This window comes from Micromonospora sp. NPDC049114, assembly GCF_040648635.1.
Classification (GTDB): Bacteria; Actinomycetota; Actinomycetes; order Mycobacteriales; family Micromonosporaceae; genus Micromonospora.
On sequence record NZ_JBEZEA010000025.1, the window covers coordinates 1 to 22861 of the forward strand.

Genomic DNA, 22861 nt, shown 5'->3' on the forward strand with positions numbered 1-22861 from the left:
TTGGCGGTGCGGGGGGTGTAACCGTGGCGGCCGGCGGGGTGTTCCCGGCGGCTGCGGTGCGCCGCTAGCTCGAAGGTCGCGGCGGCATGCCAGGTGTAACGACCCCGGCGGGTCACCGATTCCGCCGCCGGAGTGCCACCGACCACAGGACAGCCACGCCATGACCTGACAAACCACCCACCGGAAACGGACATCCACCACCACCCGCCGGTTGATCGACTCGACTTCGCTGATGTCGCGGTATCCGGACGCCCGGGATACCCCGACATCGCCGAACACGAGTCGATCACCCCCCGCACGGGACCTGCGGACCTGCGCCCAACCGGATGATCGCGCTCGATCGGGGAAACACGGCCCTCGCGACGCGGGCGCGGCCACTACACCCACGGATCGAGCACGACCAGGCCCGATCCACGGATCGAGCACGGCCAGGCCGGATCCACGGATCGAGCACGACCATGCCCGCCGAAACGCGCCGTGCGTGGTGTCCGACGCCGGGGGCGGCACCCCGTCGCACGGCGACCTTGGGGTCAAGCCACCGGCTTGGAGTCACGCCCACCGCCAGCACCGGACAAACCACCCAACGGGGACCCCGGCGTCGACACCGCCAGGGTTGATCCACTCGACTTCACCGATATCGCGGTATCCGGACGCCCGCGACACCCCAACATCGCCGAACCCGAGTCGATCAACCCGGGGCGGCAAGACGCCCAACCAAATGATCGCGCTCGATCCAGGAAACAGGGCCCTCACCACGCGGGCAAGGCCACTACAACCAGGATCGAGCACGAACATGCGGGCCGGCCGGATTGTGCCCGCCGATCACCCGGGCCGGCCGGATGGGTCGGGTAGGACCGCGTGGATCGCCGCGGGTGGCTATGCGCTGGGCGTCGCCTCCGCGCTGTGGGTCACACCCGCGCTCGGCGTCACTTCCGCGCTGTGGGTCACATCCGCGCTGGGCGTCGTCTCCGCACTGTGGGTCACACCCGCGCTGGGCGTCGTCTCCGCACTGTGGGTCGCTTACGCGCCGGGCGTCGTCTCCGCGCTGTGGATCGCTTCCGCGCTGTGGGTCCCACCCGCGCTGGGCGTCGTCTCCGCACTGTGGGTCGCTTACGCGCCGGGCGTCGCCTCGGCGCTGCGGATCGCCTCCGCACTGTGGATCGCCTCCGCGCTGGGCGTCGCCTCCGCGCTGGGGGTCACCTCGGCGCTGTCGTCGGCCTTTGGGCCCTTGTCGAGGGCGGCCAGGATCGCCTCGGCGGTGCGGCGGCCCACCCCGGGCACTTCGGTGATCTCTTCGACGGTCGCCGTGGAGAGCCGCTTCAGCGAGCCGAAGTGCCGCAGCAGCGCCTTGCGGCGTACCTCGCCCAGGCCGGGGACGTTGTCCAGCGCCGACTCGGTCATCCGCTTCGAGCGACGCTGGCGGTGGAACGTGATGGCGAAGCGGTGTGCCTCGTCGCGGACCCGTTGCAGCAGGTAGAGGCCCTCCGAGGTGCGCGGAAGGATGACCGGGAACTCGTCGTCGGGGAGCCACACCTCCTCCAGCCGCTTGGCGAGGCCGCACAGCGCGACGTCGTCGATGCCCAGATCGGCCAGGGCCTGGGCGGCCGCCGCGACCTGCGGGGCGCCGCCGTCGACGACCACCAGCTGCGGCGGGTACGCGAATTTCCGCGGCCGGCCGGTGGTCGGGTCGACCAGGATGCCGACCTGTGGATCGGTGGCGCCTCCGGGCGCGGTCGGGTCGTCGGCCGACTCCACGCCCACTTCGCCCGTCTCGGCCCGCGCGTCGAGGTAGCGGGCGAAGCGGCGGCGCAGCACCTCGGACATGGCGGACAGGTCGTCGGTGGCACCCCGCACGATGAACCGCCGGTACTCACTCTTGCGGGGCAGCCCGTCCTCGAAGACCACCATGCTGGCGACCACGTCGGTGCCCTGGATCTGGGAGATGTCGAAGCACTCGATGCGCAGCGGTGAGGTGCGCATGTCGAGCGCCTCGCTGATCTCGTCCAGCGCCTTGCCCCGGGTGGTCAGGTCGCCGGCTCGCTTGAGCTTGTGCCGGGCCAGCGCGTCCTTGGCGTTGCGCTCCACCGTCTCCATGAGGGTGCGCTTGTCGCCGCGCTGCGGCACGCGCAGCGACACCCGGCTGCCCCGGTGGCTGCTGAGCCACTCGGCCAGCGCGTCGGCGTCGGCGGGCAACTCGGGCACCAGCAGTTCGCGGGGTACGTCGGCTTCGCCGTGCTCGCCGCCGTACACCTGGGTGCAGAAGTGGTGCACGAGGTCGCCGGTGGTCAGGTCCTCGGTCTTCTCCACCACCCAGCCGCGCTGGCCGCGGACCCGGCCGTCGCGGACGTGGAAGACCTGTACGGCCGCCTCAAGCGGGTCGTCGGCGAACGCGACCACGTCGGCGTCGGTGCCGTCGCCGAGGACCACGGTCTGCTTCTCCATGGCCCGGCGCAGGGCTGCGACGTCGTCGCGCAGCCGGGCGGCCCGCTCGAACTCCAGCTGCTCGCTCGCCTCGGTCATCTCGCGCTCGATCTTGCGGACCATGGTGTCGGTGCGCCCGGCCATGAAGTCGCAGAAGTCGTCGACGATGGCACGGTGCTCGTCGGCGGAGACCGTGCCGACGCACGGCGCCGAGCACTTGCCGATGTAGCCCAGCAGGCAGGGACGACCCACCTGGCCGGCCCGCTTGAACACACCGGCCGAGCAGGTGCGCGCGGGGAACACCCGCAGCAGCAGGTCGAGGGTCTCCCGGATGGCCCAGGCATGCGAGTACGGGCCGAAGTAGCGCACACCCTTGCGCTTCGCGCCGCGCATCACCTGGAGTCGCGGGTACTCCTCGTCGAGGGTGACGGCGAGATAGGGGTACGACTTGTCGTCGCGGTAGCGGACGTTGAACCGGGGGTCGTACTGCTTGATCCAGGTGAACTCCTGCTGGAGCGCCTCGACCTCGGTGCCGACGGTGATCCAGTCCACCGATTCGGCGGTGGTGACCATCTGCCGGGTGCGCTCGTGCAGGTTCCACACGTCGCCGAAGTAGGAGTTGAGCCGGCTGCGCAGGTTTTTCGCCTTGCCGACGTAGATCACCCGGCCGGTGCCGTCGCGGAAGCGGTAGACCCCCGGTGACTCCGGGATGGTGCCGGGTGCGGGACGGTAGGTCGAGGGGTCAGCCACGTCGACAAGCCTAGTCCGCGCCCCCGACACACCACGCCCAGCGCTAGATCAACTCGGCGTGCGAGGAAGTCGGGGCGTCGACGGGCGCCGGACTCCCCGACTTCCCCGAACGCGAGTCGATCGAGTGGTCAGGCGAGGGAGATCTGGTCCCCGGTCACCTTGATGTCCTTCGGCGGCAGCGGCTTGGTGGCCGGGCCGGCCTTCACCGAGCCGTCCTCGATCGAGAACTTGCTGCCGTGGCAGGTGCAGTTGATCGTGCCGCCGTCGACGTTCGTCACCGGGCAGTTCTGGTGCGTACAGATCGGGCTGAAGCCCTTGAACTGACCCGCCGAGGGCTGGGTGATCACCACGCCCTCGGCGGCGAGGACCTTGCCGCCGCCGACCGGAATGTCGGCGGTGGTGGCCAGCGACTGGGCGTTCTGCCGATCACCGCCGCCGGCGTCCCCGGTGCTGGGCACCGCCGGGCCGCCACTGGTGGGGGCCCCGCTGCCACCGCCGTCGTCGTCACTGCCGCAGGCCGCCAGGACGACTGCCGCGCCGACGGCCCCGACACCGGTGAGCAGGGCCCGACGGGTCTGCGTACCCGGATCGGTCAGCGCCTGATCGTCGCTCATGCCTCGCCTCTCTCTCGCCCACTGCGCCGGTCCGAAAGCCGGCCACACCTGTGCACACGGGCAACTGTGCCGGATGGTTCACGGCGGCACAGTGCCGACCCGGGAAATGGGACGAGGGACGAGGACCGCGTCGAAACCGCGCCGGCCCCGAGAGCACGGCGGTAGACGCGTCGAACGCACAGCCGCGCCCGGTCCACCCCCGGCTCTGCCGGAGCAGGGGTGGACCGACGCCGCCGTGGACGGCCCAGGTCAGCGCGCGCCGGCCGGCACCTTGCGGCTGGCCCGCGTCTTGGTGGTGCCGTTGGCCTTGGCGGCGCGGGTGGTGGCCGCCGCCGCGCCCTTGGCCTCACCGTCGAGCTTGAGCACCTGGCGCAGGAACTGGCCGGTGTGGCTCTCGGGCACCTCGGCGACCTCCTCCGGGGTGCCGGTGGCGAGCACCATGCCACCCCGGTGGCCGCCCTCCGGACCCATGTCGATCAGCCAGTCGGCCGTCTTGATCACATCGAGGTTGTGCTCGATGGTGATCACCGTGTTGCCCTTGTCGACCAGGCCCTCCAGCACCATCAGCAGCTTGCGGATGTCCTCGAAGTGCAGGCCGGTGGTCGGCTCGTCGAGCACGTAAACCGTCCGCCCGGTGGAGCGCTTCTGCAGCTCGGAGGCCAGCTTGACCCGCTGCGCCTCACCACCGGAGAGGGTCGGCGCGGGCTGCCCGAGGCGGACGTAGCCCAGGCCGACGTCGACGAGCGTCTTGAGGTGCCGGTGGATGGCCGGGATGGCGGAGAAGAACTCGGCGGCCTCCTCGATCGGCATCTCCAGCACGTCCGAGACGGTCTTGCCCTTGTAGTGCACCTCCAGGGTCTCCCGGTTGTACCGGGCGCCCTTGCAGACCTCGCAGGGGACGTACACGTCGGGCAGGAAGTTCATCTCGATCTTGATGGTGCCGTCGCCGGAGCACGCCTCGCAGCGGCCGCCCTTGACGTTGAACGAGAACCGGCCCGGCCCGTACCCCCGGACCTTGGCCTCGGTGGTCTCGGCGAAGAGCTTGCGGACGTGGTCCCAGACCCCGGTGTAGGTGGCCGGGTTGGAGCGCGGGGTCCGGCCGATCGGCGACTGGTCCACGCCGACGACCTTGTCGACGTGCTCCAGACCGGAGACCCGGGTGTGCCGGCCGGGCACCAGCCGGGCGCCGTTGATCTGGTTGGCCAGCACGGCGTACAGGATGTCGTTGACAAGCGTCGACTTGCCCGAGCCGCTGACCCCGGTGACCGCGATGAGCTGGCCCAGCGGGAACGAGACGCTCAGGTTGCGCAGGTTGTGCTCGCGCGCGCCGTGCACCACCAGCTCGCGGGCCGGATCCTGCGGGCGGCGGCCCGTCGGTGTCGGGATCGACCGGCGACCGGACAGGTACGCACCGGTGATCGACTCCTTGTTCTTCAGCAGGGCCGGCACCGAGCCGCTGTGCACGATCTTGCCGCCGTGCTCGCCGGCGCCGGGCCCGATGTCGACGATCCAGTCGGCGACGCGGATGGTGTCCTCGTCGTGCTCCACCACGATCAGCGTGTTGCCCAGACCGCGCAGCCGGATCAGGGTCTCGATCAGCCGGTGGTTGTCGCGCTGGTGCAACCCGATCGACGGCTCGTCGAGCACGTAGAGCACGCCGACCAGGCCGGAGCCGATCTGGGTGGCCAGCCGGATGCGCTGCGCCTCGCCGCCGGAGAGCGTGCCGGCCGGCCGGTCCAGCGAGAGGTAGTCCAGGCCGACGTCGAGCAGGAAGCGCAGCCGGGCGTTGATCTCCTTGAGGACGCGCTCGGCGATCATCTTCTGCCGGTCGGTCAGCTCGATGCCGGCGAGCAGGTCGGCGCACTCCCCCACCGACAGGTTGCAGACCTCGGCGATGCTCTTACCGGCGAGGGTGACGGCGAGCACCTCGGGCTTGAGCCGTGCGCCGCCGCAGGCCGCGCACGGCACGTCGCGCATGTAGCCCTCGTACTTGTCGCGGGACCACTCGGACTCGGTGTCCGAGTGCCGGCGCTCGATCCACTGCACCACGCCCTCGAAGCCGGTGTAGTAGGAGCGCTCGCGACCGTACTTGTTGCGGTAGCGCACGTGCACCTGGTCGTCGGAGCCGTGCAGGATCGTCTTCTGCGCCCGCGCCGGCAACGCCCGCCACGGGGTGTCGACGTCGAAGTGCTGGGCCTCGCCGAGCGCCTCCAACAGGCGCAGGAAGTATTCCAGGTTGTGCCCGGTGGACCAGGGCTGGATGGCGCCCTCGCGCAGGCTGCGCTCCGGGTCCGGGACCAGCAGCTCCGGGTCGACCTCCTTCTTGGTGCCCAGGCCGGTGCACTCCGGGCAGGCGCCGTACGGCGCGTTGAAGGAGAAGACCCGGGGCTCGAGATCCTCGATGGCCAGCGGGTGGTCGTTGGGGCAGGCCAGGTGCTCGGAGTAGCGGCGCTCCCGGTCCGGGTCGTCCTCCGGCAGGTCGACGAAGTCGAGCAGGACGAGGCCGCTGGACAGGCCCAGGGCGGCCTCGACCGAGTCGGTCAGCCGCTGCTTGGCGCTCGGCTTGACGGTGAGCCGGTCGATCACCACCTCGATGGTGTGCTTCTCCTGCTTCTTGAGCTTCGGCGGCTCGGTCAGCGGGTGCACCACACCGTCGACGCGGGCGCGGGCGTAGCCCTTGGCCTGCAGCTCGGCGAAGAGGTCGACGTACTCGCCCTTGCGACCGCGGATCACCGGCGCGAGCACCATGAACTTGGTGCCCTCGGCCATGGCGAGGACCCGGTCGACGATCTGCTGCGGGCTCTGCCGGGAGATCCGCTCGCCGCAGACCGGGCAGTGCGGCTCACCGATGCGGGCGAAGAGCAGGCGCAGGTAGTCGTAGACCTCGGTGATGGTGCCGACTGTCGAGCGCGGGTTGCGCGAGGTGGACTTCTGGTCGATCGAGACGGCCGGGCTCAGGCCCTCGATGAAGTCGACGTCGGGCTTGTCCATCTGGCCGAGGAACTGCCGGGCGTACGAGGAGAGCGACTCCACGTAGCGCCGCTGCCCCTCGGCGAAGATCGTGTCGAAGGCCAGGCTCGACTTGCCCGACCCGGACAGCCCGGTGAACACGATGAGAGCGTCCCGGGGCAGGTCGAGACTGACGTCACGCAGGTTGTGCTCGCGCGCGCCACGGATGATCAGTCGGTCGGCCACAGTGCGTGTACTCCCGGGAGAAGACGAAGCGAAGGATCTGTCCCGCTCTGGGTGGATTCGAGCGGCCGTGCGGGCGCGGAAAACACGCCTCGGCAACTCTAGCCCCGAGGTGTGACAGTTTCCCCCGCCCGCACATTCCCCCAGCTCAGCCCGGTCGGCCGCACCACGCGCGAGCCTCCGTCAGTACCCGCCGGGCGACGGCGGCCGGGCCGCCCTGCGCCGCGCCGAACGCCACCCGCCGCGCCGCTCGGCGGCCAGCCGCGCCTCACGCCGCCGGCTCTCGTGGGTGACCTCCGACTGCAGACGCCGCCAGCTCTCCCACCGGCGCGTGGACAGCTCGCCGGTCCGCAACGCGTCGTGGACCGCGCAGGCCGGTTCACCGTCGTGCCGACAGTCGGCGTACCGACAGCCCTCGGCCAGCCCCGCGATGTCGGCGAACGCCCGGTCCAGCCCGGCCACGCCGTCGAGCAGGCCGACCGCCCGCACGCCGGGTGTGTCGATCACGGCGCCCCCGTTCGGGATCGGCACCAGGGCCCGCCAGGTGGTGGTGTGCCGGCCCTTGCCGTCGACCCGACGGATCGCCTGCGTCGGCATCATCACCGCGCCGGCGAGCGCGTTGACCAGGCTCGACTTGCCCGCGCCGGACGGCCCGAGCAGCCCCAGCGTGCGACCCGGCGCGACCTCGGCGCGCAGCGGGTCCAGCCCGGTGCCCCGCTCGGCGCTGACCGGCAGCACCGGCACACCGGGGGCGATCACGGCGAGCTGGCGGGCCAGCGCATCCGGGTCGGCCGCGAGGTCGGCCTTCGTCAGCACCACGAGCGGCCGGGCCCCGGACTCGTGGACCAGGGACAGCAGCCGCTCGATGCGGCCGACGTCCGGCTCCGGGTGCACCGGCTCCACCACGGCGGCGGCGTCGAGGTTGGCGGCCAGCACCTGGCCGCTGGCGTCCTTGCCGGCGGTACGGCGGATCAGCGCGGCCCGCCGGGGCAGCACGGCCGCCACGGTGATCCGGCGGTCCGGCCAGTGCGTGAGCAGCACCCAGTCCCCCGCGCAGGGCAGTGCCGAAGGGTCCTGGGCGGCGGCGGCCAGCACGGAGGGGCCGAGGCTGGCCCGGACCGGGCCGGCGGCGGTGAGCACGGTGCAGACCCCCCGGTCCACCCGGGCCACCCGGCCGGGGTGGTGCTCGCCGCGCCGGCCGGCGTACGTCGCCCGGTCGGCGTCCCAGCCGAGGGCGGTCAGATCGATAGTCATGGCATCCTCATCGGTGTCGAGCTGGTGATGGCGGAACACGCGTGTCACGTCCGGCATGAACACCACCTCCGTCCGACGTCCCGGTGCCGCTTGTGAGCCCGACGGTAGGGCGCGCGACGACGCGCCGAAAGCGATTTCCGCGACGACGGCGCGGCGCGGGGCGGCTAGGGTCGACGCGTGACCACGGATCCGCTGCCGCCTCAGGGCGCGGCGGACGACACCACCACCCGACCGCCGCGTACCGGCGACGGCCTGGGCGGCGGGCACCGACGCCGGCGCAGGCCGGTCGCCTGTCGCGCTCCTCGACGACCCGCGGCGCACCGCACACCGGTCCGCCGGAGCGCTCGCGGCCGTGCCGGTCGAGGCGTGGACCACGCTCGCCGTCAACCCCGACGGACCCCTGCCTACTTCACCGGAACGGATCTGGACACGTCATGACCTACAGCGGAGATGTCACCCACGGCGGCCCGCCGGCGGTACGGGAGTTGGACGGGCTCACCATCAGCAAGCTGTCGGTGGGCCCGATGGACAACAACGCGTACCTGCTGCGCTGCACCGGCACCGGCGACCAGGTGTTGATCGACGCCGCCAACGAGGCGCCCCGGCTGCTGGAGCTGATCGGCGACGGCGGTCTGGCCGCCGTGGTGACCACACACCAGCACATGGACCACTGGGTGGCGTTGGAGGAGGTGGTCGCCAAGACCGGCGCGCGGGCGCTCGTGCACGTCGACGACGCGGCGGGGCTGCCGATCGAGGCGGAGCGGTTGGCCGACGGCGACAGCGTGGCGGTCGGTGACTGCGCGCTGGAGGTCATCCACATCAAGGGCCACACGCCGGGTTCGATCGCGCTGCTCTACCGCGACCCGGCCGGTACCGCCCACCTGTTCACCGGCGACAGCCTTTTCCCCGGCGGCGTCGGCAACACGGACAAGGACCCGCAGCGCTTCGCCGCGCTGATCGACGACGTCGAGCACAAGCTGTTCGACCAGCTGCCGGACGACACCTGGTTCTACCCCGGCCACGGCAAGGACAGCACCCTGGGAGCAGAACGCCCAGCCCTCCCCCAGTGGCGAGCCCGAGGCTGGTAACCCCGAGCGATGATCACCCAACGCTGACCGAACACCACTGAAGATCCAACCCACAGTCGAATCGCGGCACCACCGGACGAACCGCCCCCACGACGGGGCGGGGGCCTGCCGTGCCCGGCGCAGGGATCAAGCCTGACCGCCCGGAGCCGGGCACGGCAGGCCCCCGCCCCCGCACCGCAACCACGGCTCAACCAGCAAGAGCGGAGAACCGCCGCCGCGCCCCCACCAACATGACGAACGCCAGCGCCAGCCCCACCCCCATGGTCACCAGCAGCGGGCTCGGCGCCCCCGGCAGCAGCCCGGCCAGCGACCGCGACGCGGTGCCCAGCGCCAGGTAGAGACCGGCCCAGGCCGCCGCGCCGAGGGTCGCGCAGCCGAGGAACCGGCGGTACGACATCCGCAGCCCGCCGGCGGCCAGCGGCAGCAGCGCGTTGAACACCGGCAGGAACGGCGCGACAACCATCATCCGGCCACCGCCGTGGTTGAGGATTCCCTCCGCCGCGCTCCAGCGCGCCTCACCGATCCAGCTCCCGATCCGGCTGTGGCGCAGCCGTTCGGCGTAGCGGCGACCGACCAGGAAACTCAGCGACCAGCCGGCCAGGCAGCCGGCCAGCACCGCGGCGAAGGTGGCCAGCCCGGTGGCCGGGCGGCCCACCCCGACGGCGGCCAGGATTGCCACGTCGCCGGGGATCAGCACACCCAGCAACGGTACGGCGTCGAAGAGCATGACCAGCCCGAGCGCGCCCATCAGCACGAGGATGGGCAGTTCTCCGACCTGGGCCAGCCATTGCGTCATGCCTCGTACGCTATGGCCGCCGGACCACGGTGGACATCAGGTCGCAGCCCCCAGGGTCCCCTGGTATCGGCCTCGGGGTCGCCCCTGAGGGACCCGCGCGTCACGCGGGTCGCAGCACCTGCACCCGGCGCAGCGACGAGTCCACCGACGGCTCGGTGGTGGGCACCGGATAGTCGGTCAGCAGCCGCAGCCCGTCCTCGGGCAGGTGTTCCCGGCCGGGGTCCCCGATGAGCACCTCGGCGCCGGAGGCGACGGCCCGTCGTAGGAACGGCAGCATCCTCTCGGCCATCGGGCGGCTGTAGAAGACGTCCCCGGCGACCACCAGGTCCGCGTCGACGCCGACGTTGTCGAGCAGGTCGTCCCCGCTGGCGTCGACGGTGACCCGGTTGGCGCGCGCGTTGACGGTGATGGCCGCCACGGCGTACGGGTCGATGTCGTTGGCGACGACGTCGGCGGCGCCGGCCAGCGCGGCGGCGATGGCCACCAGACCCGAGCCGGCGGCGAGGTCGAGGACGCGGCGTCCGGCGGCCAGCTCCGGGTGGTCCAGCAGATGTCGGGCCAGGGCCTGGCCGCCGGCCCAGGCGGAGGCCCAGAACGGCGGTGGCAGAGCGTGACCGGCGAGCGCCTCCATCCGGGCCCACCAGACGATCGCGTCCTCGGCGAGGTGCAGCCGCACCTCCGGGACGAACGGGGTGGGCACCAGGTGGAGCCGGTCCAGGCCGGTTCCGGGCGCGTCGATCTCGCGCTCCAGCTCGGACAGCGCGGTGGCTGCGGCACCCCTCATCGCCGCAAGCATGCCGTAGCGGAGGGTGGTCGGGGCGGCTTTCGCGTGCCGGCGCGCACAGAGTTCATCTGAGTTCGAGTAAACACCTACGGCACTTCGGCCGGCAGATCGGGGTTTCGCCCGTTACTGTCGAACAGGTACGGGCGACCATCGGCCACGGGCCGGTGGTCCGCCGCTTTGAACAGGGAGAGATGCATGGCAACCGGCACGGTTAAGTGGTTCAACTCGGAAAAGGGCTTCGGCTTCATCGAGCAGGATGGTGGAGGGCCGGACGTGTTCGTCCACTACTCCGCCATCGCGACGAGCGGTTACCGGGAGCTCAACGAGGGCCAGAAGGTCGAGTTCGAGGTGACCCAGGGGCAGAAGGGCCCGCAGGCGGACAACGTCCGCCCGATGTAGCTCCGTGCCGGTGACGGCGGTCGGTTCCCGGCCGCCGTCGCAGTGCACTCAAGACGCTGCCGGGGCGGCGGGCAGGTCCCGCCGCCACCGGAGCGGTCCAAGCAGCAGGATCAGCGGGGTGATCGCCAACCAGGCGGTCATCACGCCGATTGCCGTGCCGACGCCGTAGCGGGCGCCGAGGGCTCCGGCCAGCACGGCCGCCAGCGGGATGGCACCGAAGTTGAGCAGGTGCATGCTCACCGTCACGCGGCCGAGCAGGTGGTGCGGCGTGTACGTCTGCCGGAACGCGCCCTTGACCACGTTACCGATGGCCACTCCGAGGCCGATCAGCACGCCACCGAGGGCCGGCCAGACCAGCCCGACGCCGGGTGCGGCCAACGGGATGAGCAGGGCGGGCGGGCCGGTGAGCGCTGCCCCGATCAGCATGGCGCGCGCGGTGCCACACCGGCGGGCCAGGGCGGTGGCGAGCAGCGCGCCGATGATCCCCCCGACGCTCATCACGCCGACCAACACGCCCACCAGGCCGGGTGCGAGCCGTAGCTCACGCACCAGGAACACCACCAGGACCGCCTGGTAGCCGGTCAGACCGATGTTGCTGGCCGCGCCGAAGACCGTCAGCACCCGCAGGTACGGGTCGCGAATGACGAAGCGCAGTCCCTCGCCGATGTCCCGCCGCAGCGAGCGGGACCGGTCCGGCCGGTCGGGGCGCGGCTCGGCGGTGCGGATGCGCAACAGGAGGACCGCCGAGAACAGGAACGTGAGCGCGTCCAGCAGCAACGCGGCGACCGCCCCGGTGACCTGGGCGATCAGGCCCGCGATGCCGGGCCCGACGACGTAGCTCACGGTCTGGGTGGCCTGCAGTTTCGCGTTTCCCTCGGGCAGTTGCTCGGGCCGCAGCAGCACCGGCAGGTAGACCTGGTCGGCGGTCTCGAAGAAGACCCGCGCGGTGCCGGCGCCGAGCGCCACCAGCAGCAACTGCGCGACGGTGAGGCGGCCCAGGGCGGCGGCCACCGGCACGCTGAGGAAGGCCAGGGCGCAGAGCAGGTCGCAGATGACCATCAGGGGCCGGCGTGGCAGCCGGTCCACCCACGCGCCGGCCGGGAGGCCGATCAGCAGCCAGGGCAGCCAGGCCGCGGCGGTGAGGACCGCCACCTGGAAGGTGCCGGCGTCGAGCACGGCGACCGCCACCAGGGGCAGCGCGACGGTGGTGACGTTGCTGCCGATGCTGCTGACCGTCTGCCCGGCCCAGAGCAGGCGGAAGTCGCGGTGCCGCAGCAGCCCGCCGGCCGGTCGGACCGGGCTCGGATCGGTGCGGGTGGCCGCGGTCACGGCCGGGCCGGTACGCCGTGGACGAACACGAACACGGGTTGCCGTTCGCGGCCGTCGTCGGGCAGTGGCCGGGCGGCCCAGCGATCCAGCAGGCCGATCATCTCGCGGCTCAGCTCGTCCAGTTCCTCGGGCGTGAGGTGCAGCCACTTGTCCGTCGAGAACGGCGCGTCGGCCCAGGCGGCCTGCGCCGACTCGTCGCTGGCGTGCCAGGCGCGGGCCAGCGCGACGTGCCGGTCCAGATTGAGTGAGGTGGCGGCGTCGGCGACGGCCCGGGCCGCCGGGTCGGCGTCGAAGTCGGTGGTGGACCAGCGCACTCCCCGGCTGACGAGCTGCCACCACCGTTCGCGGCGGTCCCGGGCCAGCTCGGGAGCCTCGGTGACGAGGTCGGCGGCGGCGAGCACCTTGAGGTGGTGGCTGACGTTGGCGGGGGCCTGGTCGGTGCGCTCGGCGAGCAGCCCGACGGTCGACGGGCCGTGCACCTTGAGCACGTCCATCAGTCGGCGGCGCAGGGGGTGGGCCATGGCGGCCAGGACTCGCGAGTCGGTGACCAGGCGTACGTCGGGGTTCTCCACGAGACCCAGCATCACATCCGCAACAGCTATTGCGCAACCGCTATTGCGCAACCGCTATTGCTCAACAGCCGTTGCGGATGCCCCCGAAGAGAGGCGGCCCGGTGGGGACGGGCCGCCTCCGACTCAGGCGACGAGCCGGCGGGCCAGCTCGTCGGCGACCTCCTTGGCGAGGCTCGACGGGATCGCGTCGGCGATGGCCTGCGGGGTGAGCACCCGGAGCACCTCCGTGGCGAGCGCCGGCACGTCGACCGCCGGCCGCCCGGCGGCGGCGAGGAGCGCGGCCAGCGGAGAGTTCGGCGCTGGGCCATCGACCACGCCCGGCGAGTTCGGCGCGGACACGAGCCAATTCCGCAGGTTCGACAGGTCCGCCAGGACGTCGTCGACGGTGCGCTGCGGGCGGCCCGTGTCCCGCTTGAGTCGGTCGCTGAGTTCCATCTCTGGGTCCTCCATGGGTGGGGTCGGGGCGACCTCGATGAGGCCGATGCTGGTCAGGTAGCGGCGGAACAGTGGCCGCTGGTCGCGACCGGCCTTGATGGCGTCGCGGAAGAAGCTGAAGTGGGTGTGCCAGCGGTGCGAGCTGTCGCCGCTGGTGCGCTTGCCGAGGCGGTCCCACCGCTTCACCGTCGTGCCGTCGGGGCTGTAGATGATCTCGCGGATGTCCCGGGTGTCCGCAGCGTTCGCGGCGCACTGGCCCACACACCAGAGAGAGAAGCTGGGCAGGGTGTGCGTACGTCCGCCGGAACGGACCGAGAAGCCGCCGACGTCGAGCGCCGCCGCGTCGAGGGTCAGGCCGTTGCGGTCCCGCGACGACTCCACCACGGAGTAGTCGTTGGTCACCACCCGGTCCGATCCGCAGTGGTAGCCGCCCCGGTGGGCCGGGTCGCCGACGATCCCGACCTCCGCCGGTTCCAGGTCGGCGTCGCGGACGGTTTTCGGGTCGACGTTGAGGTGGGTGAGAAGGAGACTTCGGACGGCCAACAGGTTCGCCGGAGCCCGGGTCATGGGGCCCCCCTTCCAATTGACGGGGGCCGGGCACGACGTCACACCGCGTACGCGGTGCTGGGCTTCAGGCGAGCCCGGCCTACTGGTGCACGGCGCCGGGCGTTGACCCAACCATAGCCCGCAAAAAATATGAATGCCCAGCTCAGAGGGGGTCTGTTCGTTTCAGATGCTGCGCGGGGCAGTGTGGACGATCGGCAGCCACAGCGCCGAGGGGTGCGCCGGATCATGCAGGACCTGCCGCCAGCCGGCACGCAGCGTCACGGCCGTGCCGAGGGGTTCGCCGCTGCCCGGGTTGCGCGCCCAGCGCGGGTGGGCGCCGCCGGCGACCTGAACGCGTAGTCGGTGCCCGGCCGCGAACCGGTACGCGGTCGGCCAGAGCGGCACCGATACCCGCAGCGCCCCGGACCCGTCGGCGGCGAACCGTCCGGGCGCGACCCGGACCAGTCCGTCGCACACGTTGACCGAGCGCCCGCGCCGGTCCACATCGCACAGTCGGACGTAGACGTCCAGGTACGCGAGCTCGCTACGGACGTGGATCTCCGCGCGTACGGCGCCGATCACCTCGACCGCTTCGGTGAGCGGAGCGCTGGTGTACGTCAGGACGTCGGGTCGGGCCTCGACGTGCCGGTTGTCCACCGGACCGGCCCGCTTGGCGACCAACAGGGGGCCACCGAGCGACGGGGTGGGGTCGGCCGGGTCGTACCGGAACTCGTCCGGCGCCGAGGGGTTCGGCGGGCGGGTCGCCAGCTCGCCGCCGGCGTGCAGGTGCCATGGGGTGTCGGTGGCCGGTGGCGGCCAGTCCGGCAGGTCCCGCCAGCCGCCGTCGGCACCGCCCACGTGCAACCGGACCGGCGCCCCGCCGGACCCCTCGGTGGGCGGCCGCCCGTCGGCGGCGGACCCGGCCAGGTGCTCGTCCAGCCAGATCAGCCCCTCGCGCAGCGCGGCGACGAAGAGGCCGGGGCTGCCGTGCGTCCACGGGCCGATCACCAGCCGCGGCCGGGCGCCCGCGGCGCGCAGGGTGGCGTGGTCGTCGAGCTGGGCCGGCAGGAAGATGTCGTGCCAGCCGGTGACCATGACCACGGGTGCGCGCACCCGGGCCACCCGGTCGGCGAAGACCCGGTTCTTCCAGTACGCGGCGTCGGGATCGTGGTGGCGCAGCCACTCCTGGAAGAACGGAATCGTGACGCCGGTGGCGACCCGGTCCGCTCCGGCCAGCGGCAGGTGGTCCAGCGCGGCCGCCAGGCGGGGCTGCCCGCGCTTGAGTTCCCACTGGCGGGCCAGCCTCGGCACGGTCTGGGCGTGCAGCAGCTCGGCCCAGGTGAGCACGGTGTCCAGGGCGAACGACTCCCCCGCGTACGTCGAGTCCCGGGTGGACGACGCGGTCACCACCGCGACCATCGCACGCAGGTCCTCGCCGGCGTCGGCGGCCAGCGCCCACTGGGCGAAGCCCTGGTAGCTGACGCCGAACATGCCGAGCGCCCCGGACCACCAGGACTGGCGGCGCAGCCAGTTGAGGGTGTCCACCCCGTCGTCGCGCTCGTGCACCAGCGGCGCGAACGTGCCACCGGAGCCGCCGGTACCCCGGCAGGACTGGATCACCGCGTGTCGACCGCGCGCCGCGAGCAACCGGCCGAGCAGCCGCAACGGCCCGCCCCGCCCGTACGGGGTGCGGATCAGCACGGTCGGCGCGGACCGGTCCCCCGGGGCGTAGTGGTCGGTCCGCAGCACGACGCCGTCACGCGCCCGGACCGGGATGTCGCGGGCGACCCGCACCGGGACGGGACGCACGGCGGGCAGCCGCAGCGCGGCGGCGGCGAGACGGGCGACGAGCCGGCCCGGCACGCTCAGGCCGTCGTCCGGCGGGACGGTTCGGGCCGGGTGGCGCGGACGGCGTCGCGGTGCCCCCGCAGCGCCTCGCCCATCTCCGCCAGGAACCGGTGCACCACCTCCAGCTCGTCCTCGCTGAAGCGGTCCATCACCGTGTCGGTGCGGGCGCCCAGCGGCCGGAAGAACTCCATGGCCAGCGCGGCGCCCTGGTCGGCGTAGTGCAGCAGCACCTTGCGCCGGTCGACGGTGTCCCGGTCCCGGCGGATGTGCCCGGCCCGTTCCAGCCGGTCGATCAGGGCGGTGACCGAGCCGGACGACAGGTTGAGCTGCTCGCCGAGGCGGCCAGGGGTGATCGGGTCACCGAACATCTCGGCGTCCATGACCGCGATCAGCGCGTTCAGGTCGGTCGGGTTGAGCCCGTGCAGGTTGGCGAAGGCGTGGCCGACCTGCTGGGCGTCCACCGAGTACCGCCGGAGGTTGTTGGTGATCTCCGCGACCAGCTGGTCGCGGCGCGTGTCGCGCCGCCGGTACATGCCGTGAGTCGCCACCTCGCGCCGTTTCCCCCCGTCGTCGGTCCCGGGTTGCCGGTCCCGGGTTGCAGCATAGAACAACCGCCGATAATCTCGCTTATCAAGATACTCGACTCTCGAAGGATTTTAGGGGTCCCCGATGTCTTTCTTCACCAGGGTCGCGCGCGGGCGGCTGGCCGCCTGGCTCACCGTGGCCGCCGCGCTCGTCGTCGGCGCGGTCGTCTTCGGGATACCCCGACCGGACAACCCGGCACCCGTCTCGTCCACCGGCCTGTCGGTGCAGTGGGAGTCGACCCAGGTGCAGCGCCTGCAGGACCAGCTGCCCTCCAGCGACGTCCAGCCGGCCATCGTGGTCGTCAGCCGCAGCGACGGCGGCGCGCTGAGCGAGGCCGACCGGGCCACCCTCGCCGCCCGCTCCGGCGACCTGGGTCGCTTCGCGGTCGGCGGTCAGGTCAGCCCCGCGCAGGTCTCCCCGGACGGCACCGTCGCGCTCGTCGCCGTGCCGTTAGACACCGCCGGGGGTCAGGAGAAAGTCACCGAGAGCGTCACCCAGCTGCGCGACACGCTCGGGGACCTGCCCGACGGGCTGGCCGTCGAGGTCACCGGCTCCCCCGCCTTCACCGCCGACCTGTCGTCGGTCTTCGAGGGCGCCGACGTCACCCTGCTCGCGGTGACCGCCGCCGTTGTCGCGTTGCTGCTGCTGATCACGTACCGCAGTCCGTTCCTGTGGATCGTGCCGCTGGTCGTGGTCGCGGCCACCGAACAGCTCACCCTGCGCGCGGTGGACACGATCGTGCCGGCCGTCGGCATCAACCTCCAGCAGGGCCAGGTCACCGGCATCGCCAGCGTGCTGGTCTTCGGTGCCGCCACCGACTACGCGCTGCTGCTCATCGCCCGCTACCGGGAGGAACTGCGGCGCGAGGAGAACCGCTTCGCGGCGATGCGCGCCGCGCTGCGGCGTACCGCCGAGCCCATCCTGGCCAGCGGCGGCACCGTGGTGCTCGGTGTGCTCACCCTGCTGCTCAGCGAGCAGGAGACGAACCGGGCGCTGGCCGTGGCCTGCGCCACAGGTGTGGTCTTCGCCATGCTCTCGGCCCTGTTCGTGCTCCCCGCCGTGCTGGTGCTCTTCGGTCGCGGCCTGTTCTGGCCGTTCGTACCCCGGGTCGGCGGCCCGGTGCGCGAGGGCCGGCTCTGGGGTCGGCTCGGCGGCGCCGTGCAACGCCGTCCGGTGGTCGTCGCGGTGTTGGCCACCATGCTGCTCGGCGGTCTGGCCCTCGGTGGGCTGGGGATCCGCACCGGCCTGTCCGAGACCGAGCAGTTCCGGGCCGAGCCCGAGGCGGTGACCGGCGCGCAGACCCTGGCGCGGGCGTTCCCCGCCGGCAGCACCCAACCGGTGGCCGTGCTCACCACCCCGGCAGCCGTGCGGTCGGTCACCGACGCCGCCACCGCCGTCCCCGGCGTCGCCTCGGCGCGTCCCGGCGACGCCGGCGAGGCCGTCGCCCAGGTCGACGTGGTGCTGGAGGCCGAGCCCGGCACGACCGCCTCGGACCGCACGATCGAGGCGCTGCGCGACGCGGTAGCCGCCGTTCCCGACTCCGCTCCCCCGGCCGCCGCGGGTGCCGACGCGCCCGACGGGGCGATCGTCGGTGGTTCGGTGGCCGCCACGTACGACTCCGAGCAGGCCAACGACCGTGACCTGCGGCTGATCCTGCCGATCATCCTGCTGCTCGTCGGCGCGGTGCTCGTGCTGCTGCTGCGGGGTCTGCTGGCACCGGTGCTGCTGGTGCTCACCGTGATCGCGTCGTTCTTCGCCAGCCTCGGCGCGGCGTGGCTGCTCTTCGACCACGTGCTCGGCTTCCCGGCGCTCGACAGCGGCGTGCTGCTGCTGGCCTTCGTGTTCCTGGTCGCCCTCGGCGTGGACTACAACATCTTCCTGGTCACCCGCGCCCGGGAGGACGCCCGCAGCGCGGGCACCCGCGACGGGATGCTGTCCGCGTTGCGGGTCACCGGAGGTGTGATCACCAGCGCCGGTGTGCTGCTCGCAGCGGTGTTCGCCGTGCTCGGCGTGCTGCCGCTGATCACGCTCACGCAGATCGGCATCATCGTCTGCATCGGCGTCCTGCTGGACACCCTGCTAGTCCGTACGGTGCTGGTGCCGGCGCTGGCGTTCCTGCTCGGGGACCGCTTCTGGTGGCCGGGCCGCGTCGAGGCCGACCCGGGCGTCGACGCCCCGGCGACGCGGGAGCCGGTGGCCGCCGGCGACTGACGCGCACGGAAAAGGGGCGGGGGCCACCCCCGCCCCTTTTCGTGGTTTTCAGTACCCCAGGCAGACGCACTCGGTCATCAACGCCCGCACGTTACGCACGTACGACGGGTTGGGGATGGCGAGGGGCTTGCCCTCCTGCGCCACCGCTCCGTGCCCGAAGTTGTACGCGGAGATGACGGCGTTGAGCAGGCAGGAGTCGAGCTCCGCGGTGCACAGGTCCGCGTCGAGGCGGAAGTCGGACTCGAAGTACATGTCGCCGATGTACTTGGTCAGCCAGGCCAGGTAGTTGGCCCCCAGGTACGCGTTGTCCCGGTAGTCGGCGATGGCGTAGCTCTGCTCGAACCGCTGGTTCATCCAGGTGGCGGTGGCCGGCATCACCTGCATCAGCCCGACGCCGCCGTCGCAGGCGTAGATGTTGGACTGCCAGCCGCTCTCCTGCCAGGCGGTCGCCTTGACCAGGTTGAGCGGGATCTTGAGCTCCGGCGCCGAGCTGGGCCAGTAGGTGCGGTTGGCGGCGTCGGTGAGCGCCGCCTTCACGTCGGCGCGGCTCGCCTGGGTGCCCTTGTAGCTGGGCTTGCAGGACGAGGGGGCGGGTTTCGGTGGCGCCGGCGGAACCTGCGTCTCGGTGGGCGGCTTGGCAACCGCGCGCGGCTTCGGGGCCGCCGTCGTGCGGGTCGGCTTCTTCGCGGGCGTCGGGGAGGCCGAGGCGCTGCGGCTCGGGGCGGCGCCCATGGCCGCCACGGCGCTCGGCGAGGGGCTCGGTTCCTCGACCGGCTCGTCGACCGGCTCGTCGGTCGGCGCCTCGGTGACCGAGACCGGAGCCGCGGCCTGGTCCTGGGGACGTTGCCCCTTGCCCGCGCAACCGACCGCCCCGCCCGCGAGCAGCAGGCCGGCGAGCACGAGCGCGCCCAGCCGACCGGTTCGTTGACGCATGGTGGTCCTCCCCCGTCAGACAGTCGCCGCAGATTAGCAAGGTTCGACGGGCCGGCGGTGCCCCTTCGACGGTCGGGCGTGACCTACCGGCCGCTCCCGGTTTCCCACCGCCCGGTCCCTGGTGGCCCAAGCGACCAGGAACACCACAGTCCACAGCACACCCAGCAGCACCGCCGCCGCCGTACCGCTCGCCGTCTCCAGACCGAGGTAGAGCCGTGCCGCCGCCACCCCCAGCACGCCCGCGGCGGCGGCCGTCCACGCGGCCACCGCCACCGGCCACCGCGCGCTGCGCGACACCAGCCACGCCAGGGTGCACAGGCTCGCCGCGACCACGGCGTTCTGCGTCGAGAACGGAACGGCCTCGTGCCCACCCGGACCGCCACCGGGCGTCGAGGTCAACTCGGCCACCACGGCCAGCACCACCAGTGGCACGAACGCGCCCACGGTGCCGACCACACTGAGCAGATCCGTGCGCCACGGCCGGTTCCGCCACGCCAGCACCGCCGCCACCACTGCCACCAGCACGATCAGCACCCACCCGCGTACCAGCGACACCACGACAAGTGTGGCGTCGGCGGCGTCCGGGGTGCGGCGGGCGGTGAACCAGGCCCCGATGGCCCCGTCGAGCGCCGCCAGCCCGCTGTTGCGCACCACGACAGCGAGCAGACCGGCGATGGCCAGTCCTGCGGCGAAGAGCAGCAGCAGCCCGGCGGCCAGGTTGAGCAGCAGCGTCCAGGCCGGCCCGATCCGCATGGCCACCAGGAAGAACAGCACGCCGTAACGGGCGCTGAGCCAGCGCACCGGCGGCAGCGCGGCGGCCCGGGACAGCAGCGCGCGTACCGGGTCGGGGTTGCGGCCGAGCCACCGCCCGGCGAGCACCACCCCCAGCAGCCCCGCCAGCAACGCCAGTGCCGCGCCGGTGGCACGGCCGAGCAGTCGCGAGACCGTGTCGTACGACTCACCGGCGAGGTGGCCGAGCAGCACCGAACCGCCGACCCAGGTGACGATGCCGGCCAGGTTCCACGGCGCGAACCGCCGGTACGACATGCCTGCGGATCCGGCCAGCCGGGGCACCAGGGTGCGGGCGAAGGCCACCCAGCGCGCCGCGAACACGCCCCTGCCGCCCAGGCGGGCGAGCATCGCGTCGGCCCGGCGCCACCGCTCGGGCCCGACCCGGTGGCCCAGCCCGGCACGCAGCTTCGGGCCGAAGCGCCGCCCGGCGCGGAACGCCAGCGCGTCACCCACGAACGCCGAGACGATCATCGCGAGCAGCGCCGGTCCGAGCCGCAAGGTACCGTTGTAGGTGAGGAAGCCGACGAGCAGCAGGGTAGCCTCACCCGGCACCAGCAGGCCGAAGATCACCGCGGTCTCGCCCGCCACGATCAGCGCGGCGACCAGGTAGATCCACAGGGTGGGCAGACCCTGCACCCAGGTCAGCAGGTCGTGCACTCAGGCCCCCGGGACACGGGAGCCAGCATGCCAGCCGGTGCAACGACCGGCACAGCAGTTTCACCATAGATCAGGGGCACCTGGGGGTGACCCCGACGCAGCCTGCGCGAGCGCAGGCGGAAGGATAGAGGGTATGCAGCTTCGCACCGACCTCCGCAACGTCGCCATCATCGCTCACGTCGACCACGGCAAGACCACCCTGGTCGACGCCATGTTGCGGCAGGCCGGCGCCTACGGTGCCCGTGGCGAGAACACCGAACGGGTGATGGACTCGGGTGACCTGGAGCGGGAGAAGGGCATCACGATCCTGGCCAAGAACACCGGCGTGCGCTACCTGCCGGCGGACGGCTCCGACCCGGTCACCATCAACATCATCGACACCCCCGGCCACGCCGACTTCGGCGGCGAGGTCGAGCGCGGCCTGACCATGGTCGACGGTGTCGTCCTGCTGGTCGACGCCAGCGAGGGCCCGCTTCCGCAGACCCGCTTCGTGCTGCGCAAGGCGCTGCGCGCCCGGATGCCGATCATCCTCGTGATCAACAAGGTGGACCGTCCCGACGCTCGGATCAAGGAGGTCGTGGACGACACCTACGAGCTCTTCCTCGACCTGGACGCCGACGAGGAGCAGATCGACTTCCCGATCGTGTACGCCTGCGCCCGGGACGGCATCGCCTCGCTGACCCAGCCCGCCGACGGCTCGGTCCCCGACGACAGCACCTCCCTGGAGCCGCTGTTCCGCACCCTGCTGGACACCATCCCGGCCCCCGCGTACGAGGATGGCGCTCCGCTTCAGGCGCACGTCACCAACCTCGACGCCTCGCCGTTCCTCGGCCGGCTGGCCCTGTGCCGGGTGCGTCAGGGCACGATCAGCAAGGGCCAGACGGTGGCCTGGTGCCGCACCGACGGCAGCACCCAGCGGGTTCGCATCTCCGAGATGCTGATGACCGAGGGCCTGGAGCGCAAGCCGGCCGAGACGGCCGGTCCGGGCGACATCATCGCGGTCGCCGGCATCTCCGACATCATGATCGGTGAGACCCTCGCCGACGCGGAGAACCCGGTAGCTCTGCCGCTGATCACCGTCGACGAGCCGGCCATCTCGATGACGATCGGCACCAACACGTCCCCGCTGGTGGGCCGGGTCAAGGGCTCCAAGGTCACCGCGCGCATGGTCAAGGACCGGCTCGACAAGGAGCTGATCGGCAACGTGTCGCTGCGGGTGCTGCCCACCGAGCGGCCGGACGCCTGGGAGGTGCAGGGCCGTGGTGAGCTGGCGCTGGCCATCCTGGTCGAGCAGATGCGCCGGGAGAGCTACGAGCTGACCGTCGGCAAGCCGCAGGTCGTCACCAAGGAGATCGACGGCAAGACCTGCGAGCCGGTCGAGCGGTTGACCATCGACGCCCCGGAGGAGTACCTGGGCGCGATCACCCAGCTCCTCGCGACCCGCAAGGGCCGGATGGAGCAGCTGGTCAACCACGGCACCGGCTGGATCCGGATGGAGTGGCTGGTCCCGGCGCGCGGCCTGATCGGCTTCCGCACCGAGTTCCTCACCGACACCCGGGGCACCGGCATCCTGCACCACGTCTTCGAGTCGTACGAGCCGTGGTTCGGTGAGCTGCGGACCCGCAACAACGGCTCGCTGGTCGCCGACCGGGCCG

At 72.2% G+C, this 22861-nt stretch carries 17 protein-coding genes; 4 read left to right on the plus strand and 13 right to left on the minus strand.

The genetic code is table 11. The features are described 5' to 3' along the window. Positions 1 to 1110 precede the first annotated feature (1110 nt). The 4 genes from uvrC to rsgA form a co-directional block, all read right to left on the minus strand. Positions 1111 to 3171, minus strand: coding sequence for an excinuclease ABC subunit UvrC (uvrC, locus tag AB0B39_RS32520; protein WP_357576190.1), 2061 nt, complete (start codon positions 3169 to 3171; stop codon positions 1111 to 1113). Between the two features lie 128 nt (positions 3172 to 3299). After that, positions 3300 to 3785, minus strand: a complete 486-nt coding sequence (locus AB0B39_RS32525) for a Rieske (2Fe-2S) protein (RefSeq protein ID WP_234584509.1) — start codon at positions 3783 to 3785, stop codon at positions 3300 to 3302. A gap of 249 nt (positions 3786 to 4034) precedes the next feature. After that, positions 4035 to 6980, minus strand: a complete 2946-nt coding sequence (gene uvrA, locus AB0B39_RS32530; RefSeq protein ID WP_357498947.1) for an excinuclease ABC subunit UvrA — start codon at positions 6978 to 6980, stop codon at positions 4035 to 4037. 180 nt (positions 6981 to 7160) lie between these two features. Beyond that, complete coding sequence (rsgA, locus tag AB0B39_RS32535) at positions 7161 to 8231, minus strand: ribosome small subunit-dependent GTPase A (protein ID WP_357498949.1); 1071 nt, start codon at positions 8229 to 8231, stop codon at positions 7161 to 7163. Between the two features lie 434 nt (positions 8232 to 8665). Between rsgA and AB0B39_RS32540 the strand changes: the two genes are divergently transcribed. After that, entirely contained in the window at positions 8666 to 9319 is a 654-nt protein-coding gene (locus tag AB0B39_RS32540) for an MBL fold metallo-hydrolase (protein ID WP_357576191.1), read from the plus strand. Positions 9320 to 9506: 187 nt separating this feature from the next. Here AB0B39_RS32540 and AB0B39_RS32545 read toward each other — a convergent pair whose 3' ends face one another. Then, positions 9507 to 10115, minus strand: a complete 609-nt coding sequence (locus AB0B39_RS32545) for a VTT domain-containing protein (RefSeq protein WP_357576192.1) — start codon at positions 10113 to 10115, stop codon at positions 9507 to 9509. Between the two features lie 100 nt (positions 10116 to 10215). Continuing rightward, the gene (locus tag AB0B39_RS32550; protein ID WP_357576193.1) at positions 10216 to 10911 is read right to left on the minus strand and encodes a 50S ribosomal protein L11 methyltransferase; all 696 of its coding nucleotides are present in this window, start codon (positions 10909 to 10911) and stop codon (positions 10216 to 10218) included. A 183-nt stretch (positions 10912 to 11094) separates the two neighbouring features. On the opposite strand from AB0B39_RS32550, the gene AB0B39_RS32555 reads away from it, so the two are divergent. Beyond that, positions 11095 to 11298, plus strand: a complete 204-nt coding sequence (locus AB0B39_RS32555; RefSeq protein ID WP_007072071.1) for a cold-shock protein — start codon at positions 11095 to 11097, stop codon at positions 11296 to 11298. A gap of 48 nt (positions 11299 to 11346) precedes the next feature. Here AB0B39_RS32555 and AB0B39_RS32560 read toward each other — a convergent pair whose 3' ends face one another. From AB0B39_RS32560 to AB0B39_RS32580, 5 genes are all read right to left on the minus strand, one after another. Continuing rightward, positions 11347 to 12627 carry an MFS transporter gene (locus AB0B39_RS32560; protein ID WP_357576194.1) on the minus strand — a complete coding sequence of 427 codons (1281 nt, stop codon included), beginning with the start codon at positions 12625 to 12627 and terminating at the stop codon, positions 11347 to 11349. Beyond that, positions 12624 to 13199, minus strand: coding sequence for a metalloregulator ArsR/SmtB family transcription factor (locus AB0B39_RS32565; RefSeq protein WP_357576195.1), 576 nt, complete (start codon positions 13197 to 13199; stop codon positions 12624 to 12626). The genes AB0B39_RS32560 and AB0B39_RS32565 overlap by 4 nt, the downstream gene beginning before the upstream one ends. A 123-nt stretch (positions 13200 to 13322) precedes the next feature. Continuing rightward, on the minus strand, positions 13323 to 14201 hold the full coding sequence (locus AB0B39_RS32570; protein WP_357498959.1) for a hypothetical protein: 879 nt from the start codon (positions 14199 to 14201) through the stop codon (positions 13323 to 13325). A gap of 162 nt (positions 14202 to 14363) precedes the next feature. After that, positions 14364 to 16043: a CocE/NonD family hydrolase gene (locus AB0B39_RS32575; protein ID WP_357576196.1), complete on the minus strand. Its 1680-nt coding sequence runs from the start codon at positions 16041 to 16043 to the stop codon at positions 14364 to 14366. Between the two features lie 2 nt (positions 16044 to 16045). Next, positions 16046 to 16561 carry a MarR family transcriptional regulator gene (locus AB0B39_RS32580; RefSeq protein ID WP_234584518.1) on the minus strand — a complete coding sequence of 172 codons (516 nt, stop codon included), beginning with the start codon at positions 16559 to 16561 and terminating at the stop codon, positions 16046 to 16048. A gap of 136 nt (positions 16562 to 16697) precedes the next feature. Between AB0B39_RS32580 and AB0B39_RS32585 the strand changes: the two genes are divergently transcribed. Beyond that, positions 16698 to 18824 carry an efflux RND transporter permease subunit gene (locus AB0B39_RS32585; protein WP_357498962.1) on the plus strand — a complete coding sequence of 709 codons (2127 nt, stop codon included), beginning with the start codon at positions 16698 to 16700 and terminating at the stop codon, positions 18822 to 18824. A gap of 48 nt (positions 18825 to 18872) precedes the next feature. Here AB0B39_RS32585 and AB0B39_RS32590 read toward each other — a convergent pair whose 3' ends face one another. Beyond that, entirely contained in the window at positions 18873 to 19757 is an 885-nt protein-coding gene (locus tag AB0B39_RS32590; RefSeq protein ID WP_234584520.1) for a lytic transglycosylase domain-containing protein, read from the minus strand. A 33-nt stretch (positions 19758 to 19790) separates the two neighbouring features. Further along, positions 19791 to 21206, minus strand: a complete 1416-nt coding sequence (locus AB0B39_RS32595) for a DedA family protein (protein WP_357576197.1) — start codon at positions 21204 to 21206, stop codon at positions 19791 to 19793. Between the two features lie 133 nt (positions 21207 to 21339). Between AB0B39_RS32595 and AB0B39_RS32600 the strand changes: the two genes are divergently transcribed. After that, positions 21340 to 22861 (plus strand): GTP-binding protein (locus tag AB0B39_RS32600; RefSeq protein WP_357576198.1); only part of this gene is annotated, 1522 nt, incomplete at its 3' end.

Coding starts and splice junctions, on each gene's coding strand:
- AB0B39_RS32525 (WP_234584509.1), bottom strand. CDS start 3,785: ATGAGCGACGATCAGGCGCTGACCGATCCGGGTACGCAGACCCGTCGG.
- rsgA (WP_357498949.1), bottom strand. CDS start 8,231: ATGACTATCGATCTGACCGCCCTCGGCTGGGACGCCGACCGGGCGACG.
- AB0B39_RS32540 (WP_357576191.1), top strand. CDS start 8,666: ATGACCTACAGCGGAGATGTCACCCACGGCGGCCCGCCGGCGGTACGG.
- AB0B39_RS32545 (WP_357576192.1), bottom strand. CDS start 10,115: ATGACGCAATGGCTGGCCCAGGTCGGAGAACTGCCCATCCTCGTGCTG.
- AB0B39_RS32550 (WP_357576193.1), bottom strand. CDS start 10,911: ATGCTTGCGGCGATGAGGGGTGCCGCAGCCACCGCGCTGTCCGAGCTG.
- AB0B39_RS32555 (WP_007072071.1), top strand. CDS start 11,095: ATGGCAACCGGCACGGTTAAGTGGTTCAACTCGGAAAAGGGCTTCGGC.
- AB0B39_RS32570 (WP_357498959.1), bottom strand. CDS start 14,201: ATGACCCGGGCTCCGGCGAACCTGTTGGCCGTCCGAAGTCTCCTTCTC.
- AB0B39_RS32580 (WP_234584518.1), bottom strand. CDS start 16,561: ATGTACCGGCGGCGCGACACGCGCCGCGACCAGCTGGTCGCGGAGATC.
- AB0B39_RS32585 (WP_357498962.1), top strand. CDS start 16,698: ATGTCTTTCTTCACCAGGGTCGCGCGCGGGCGGCTGGCCGCCTGGCTC.
- AB0B39_RS32590 (WP_234584520.1), bottom strand. CDS start 19,757: ATGCGTCAACGAACCGGTCGGCTGGGCGCGCTCGTGCTCGCCGGCCTG.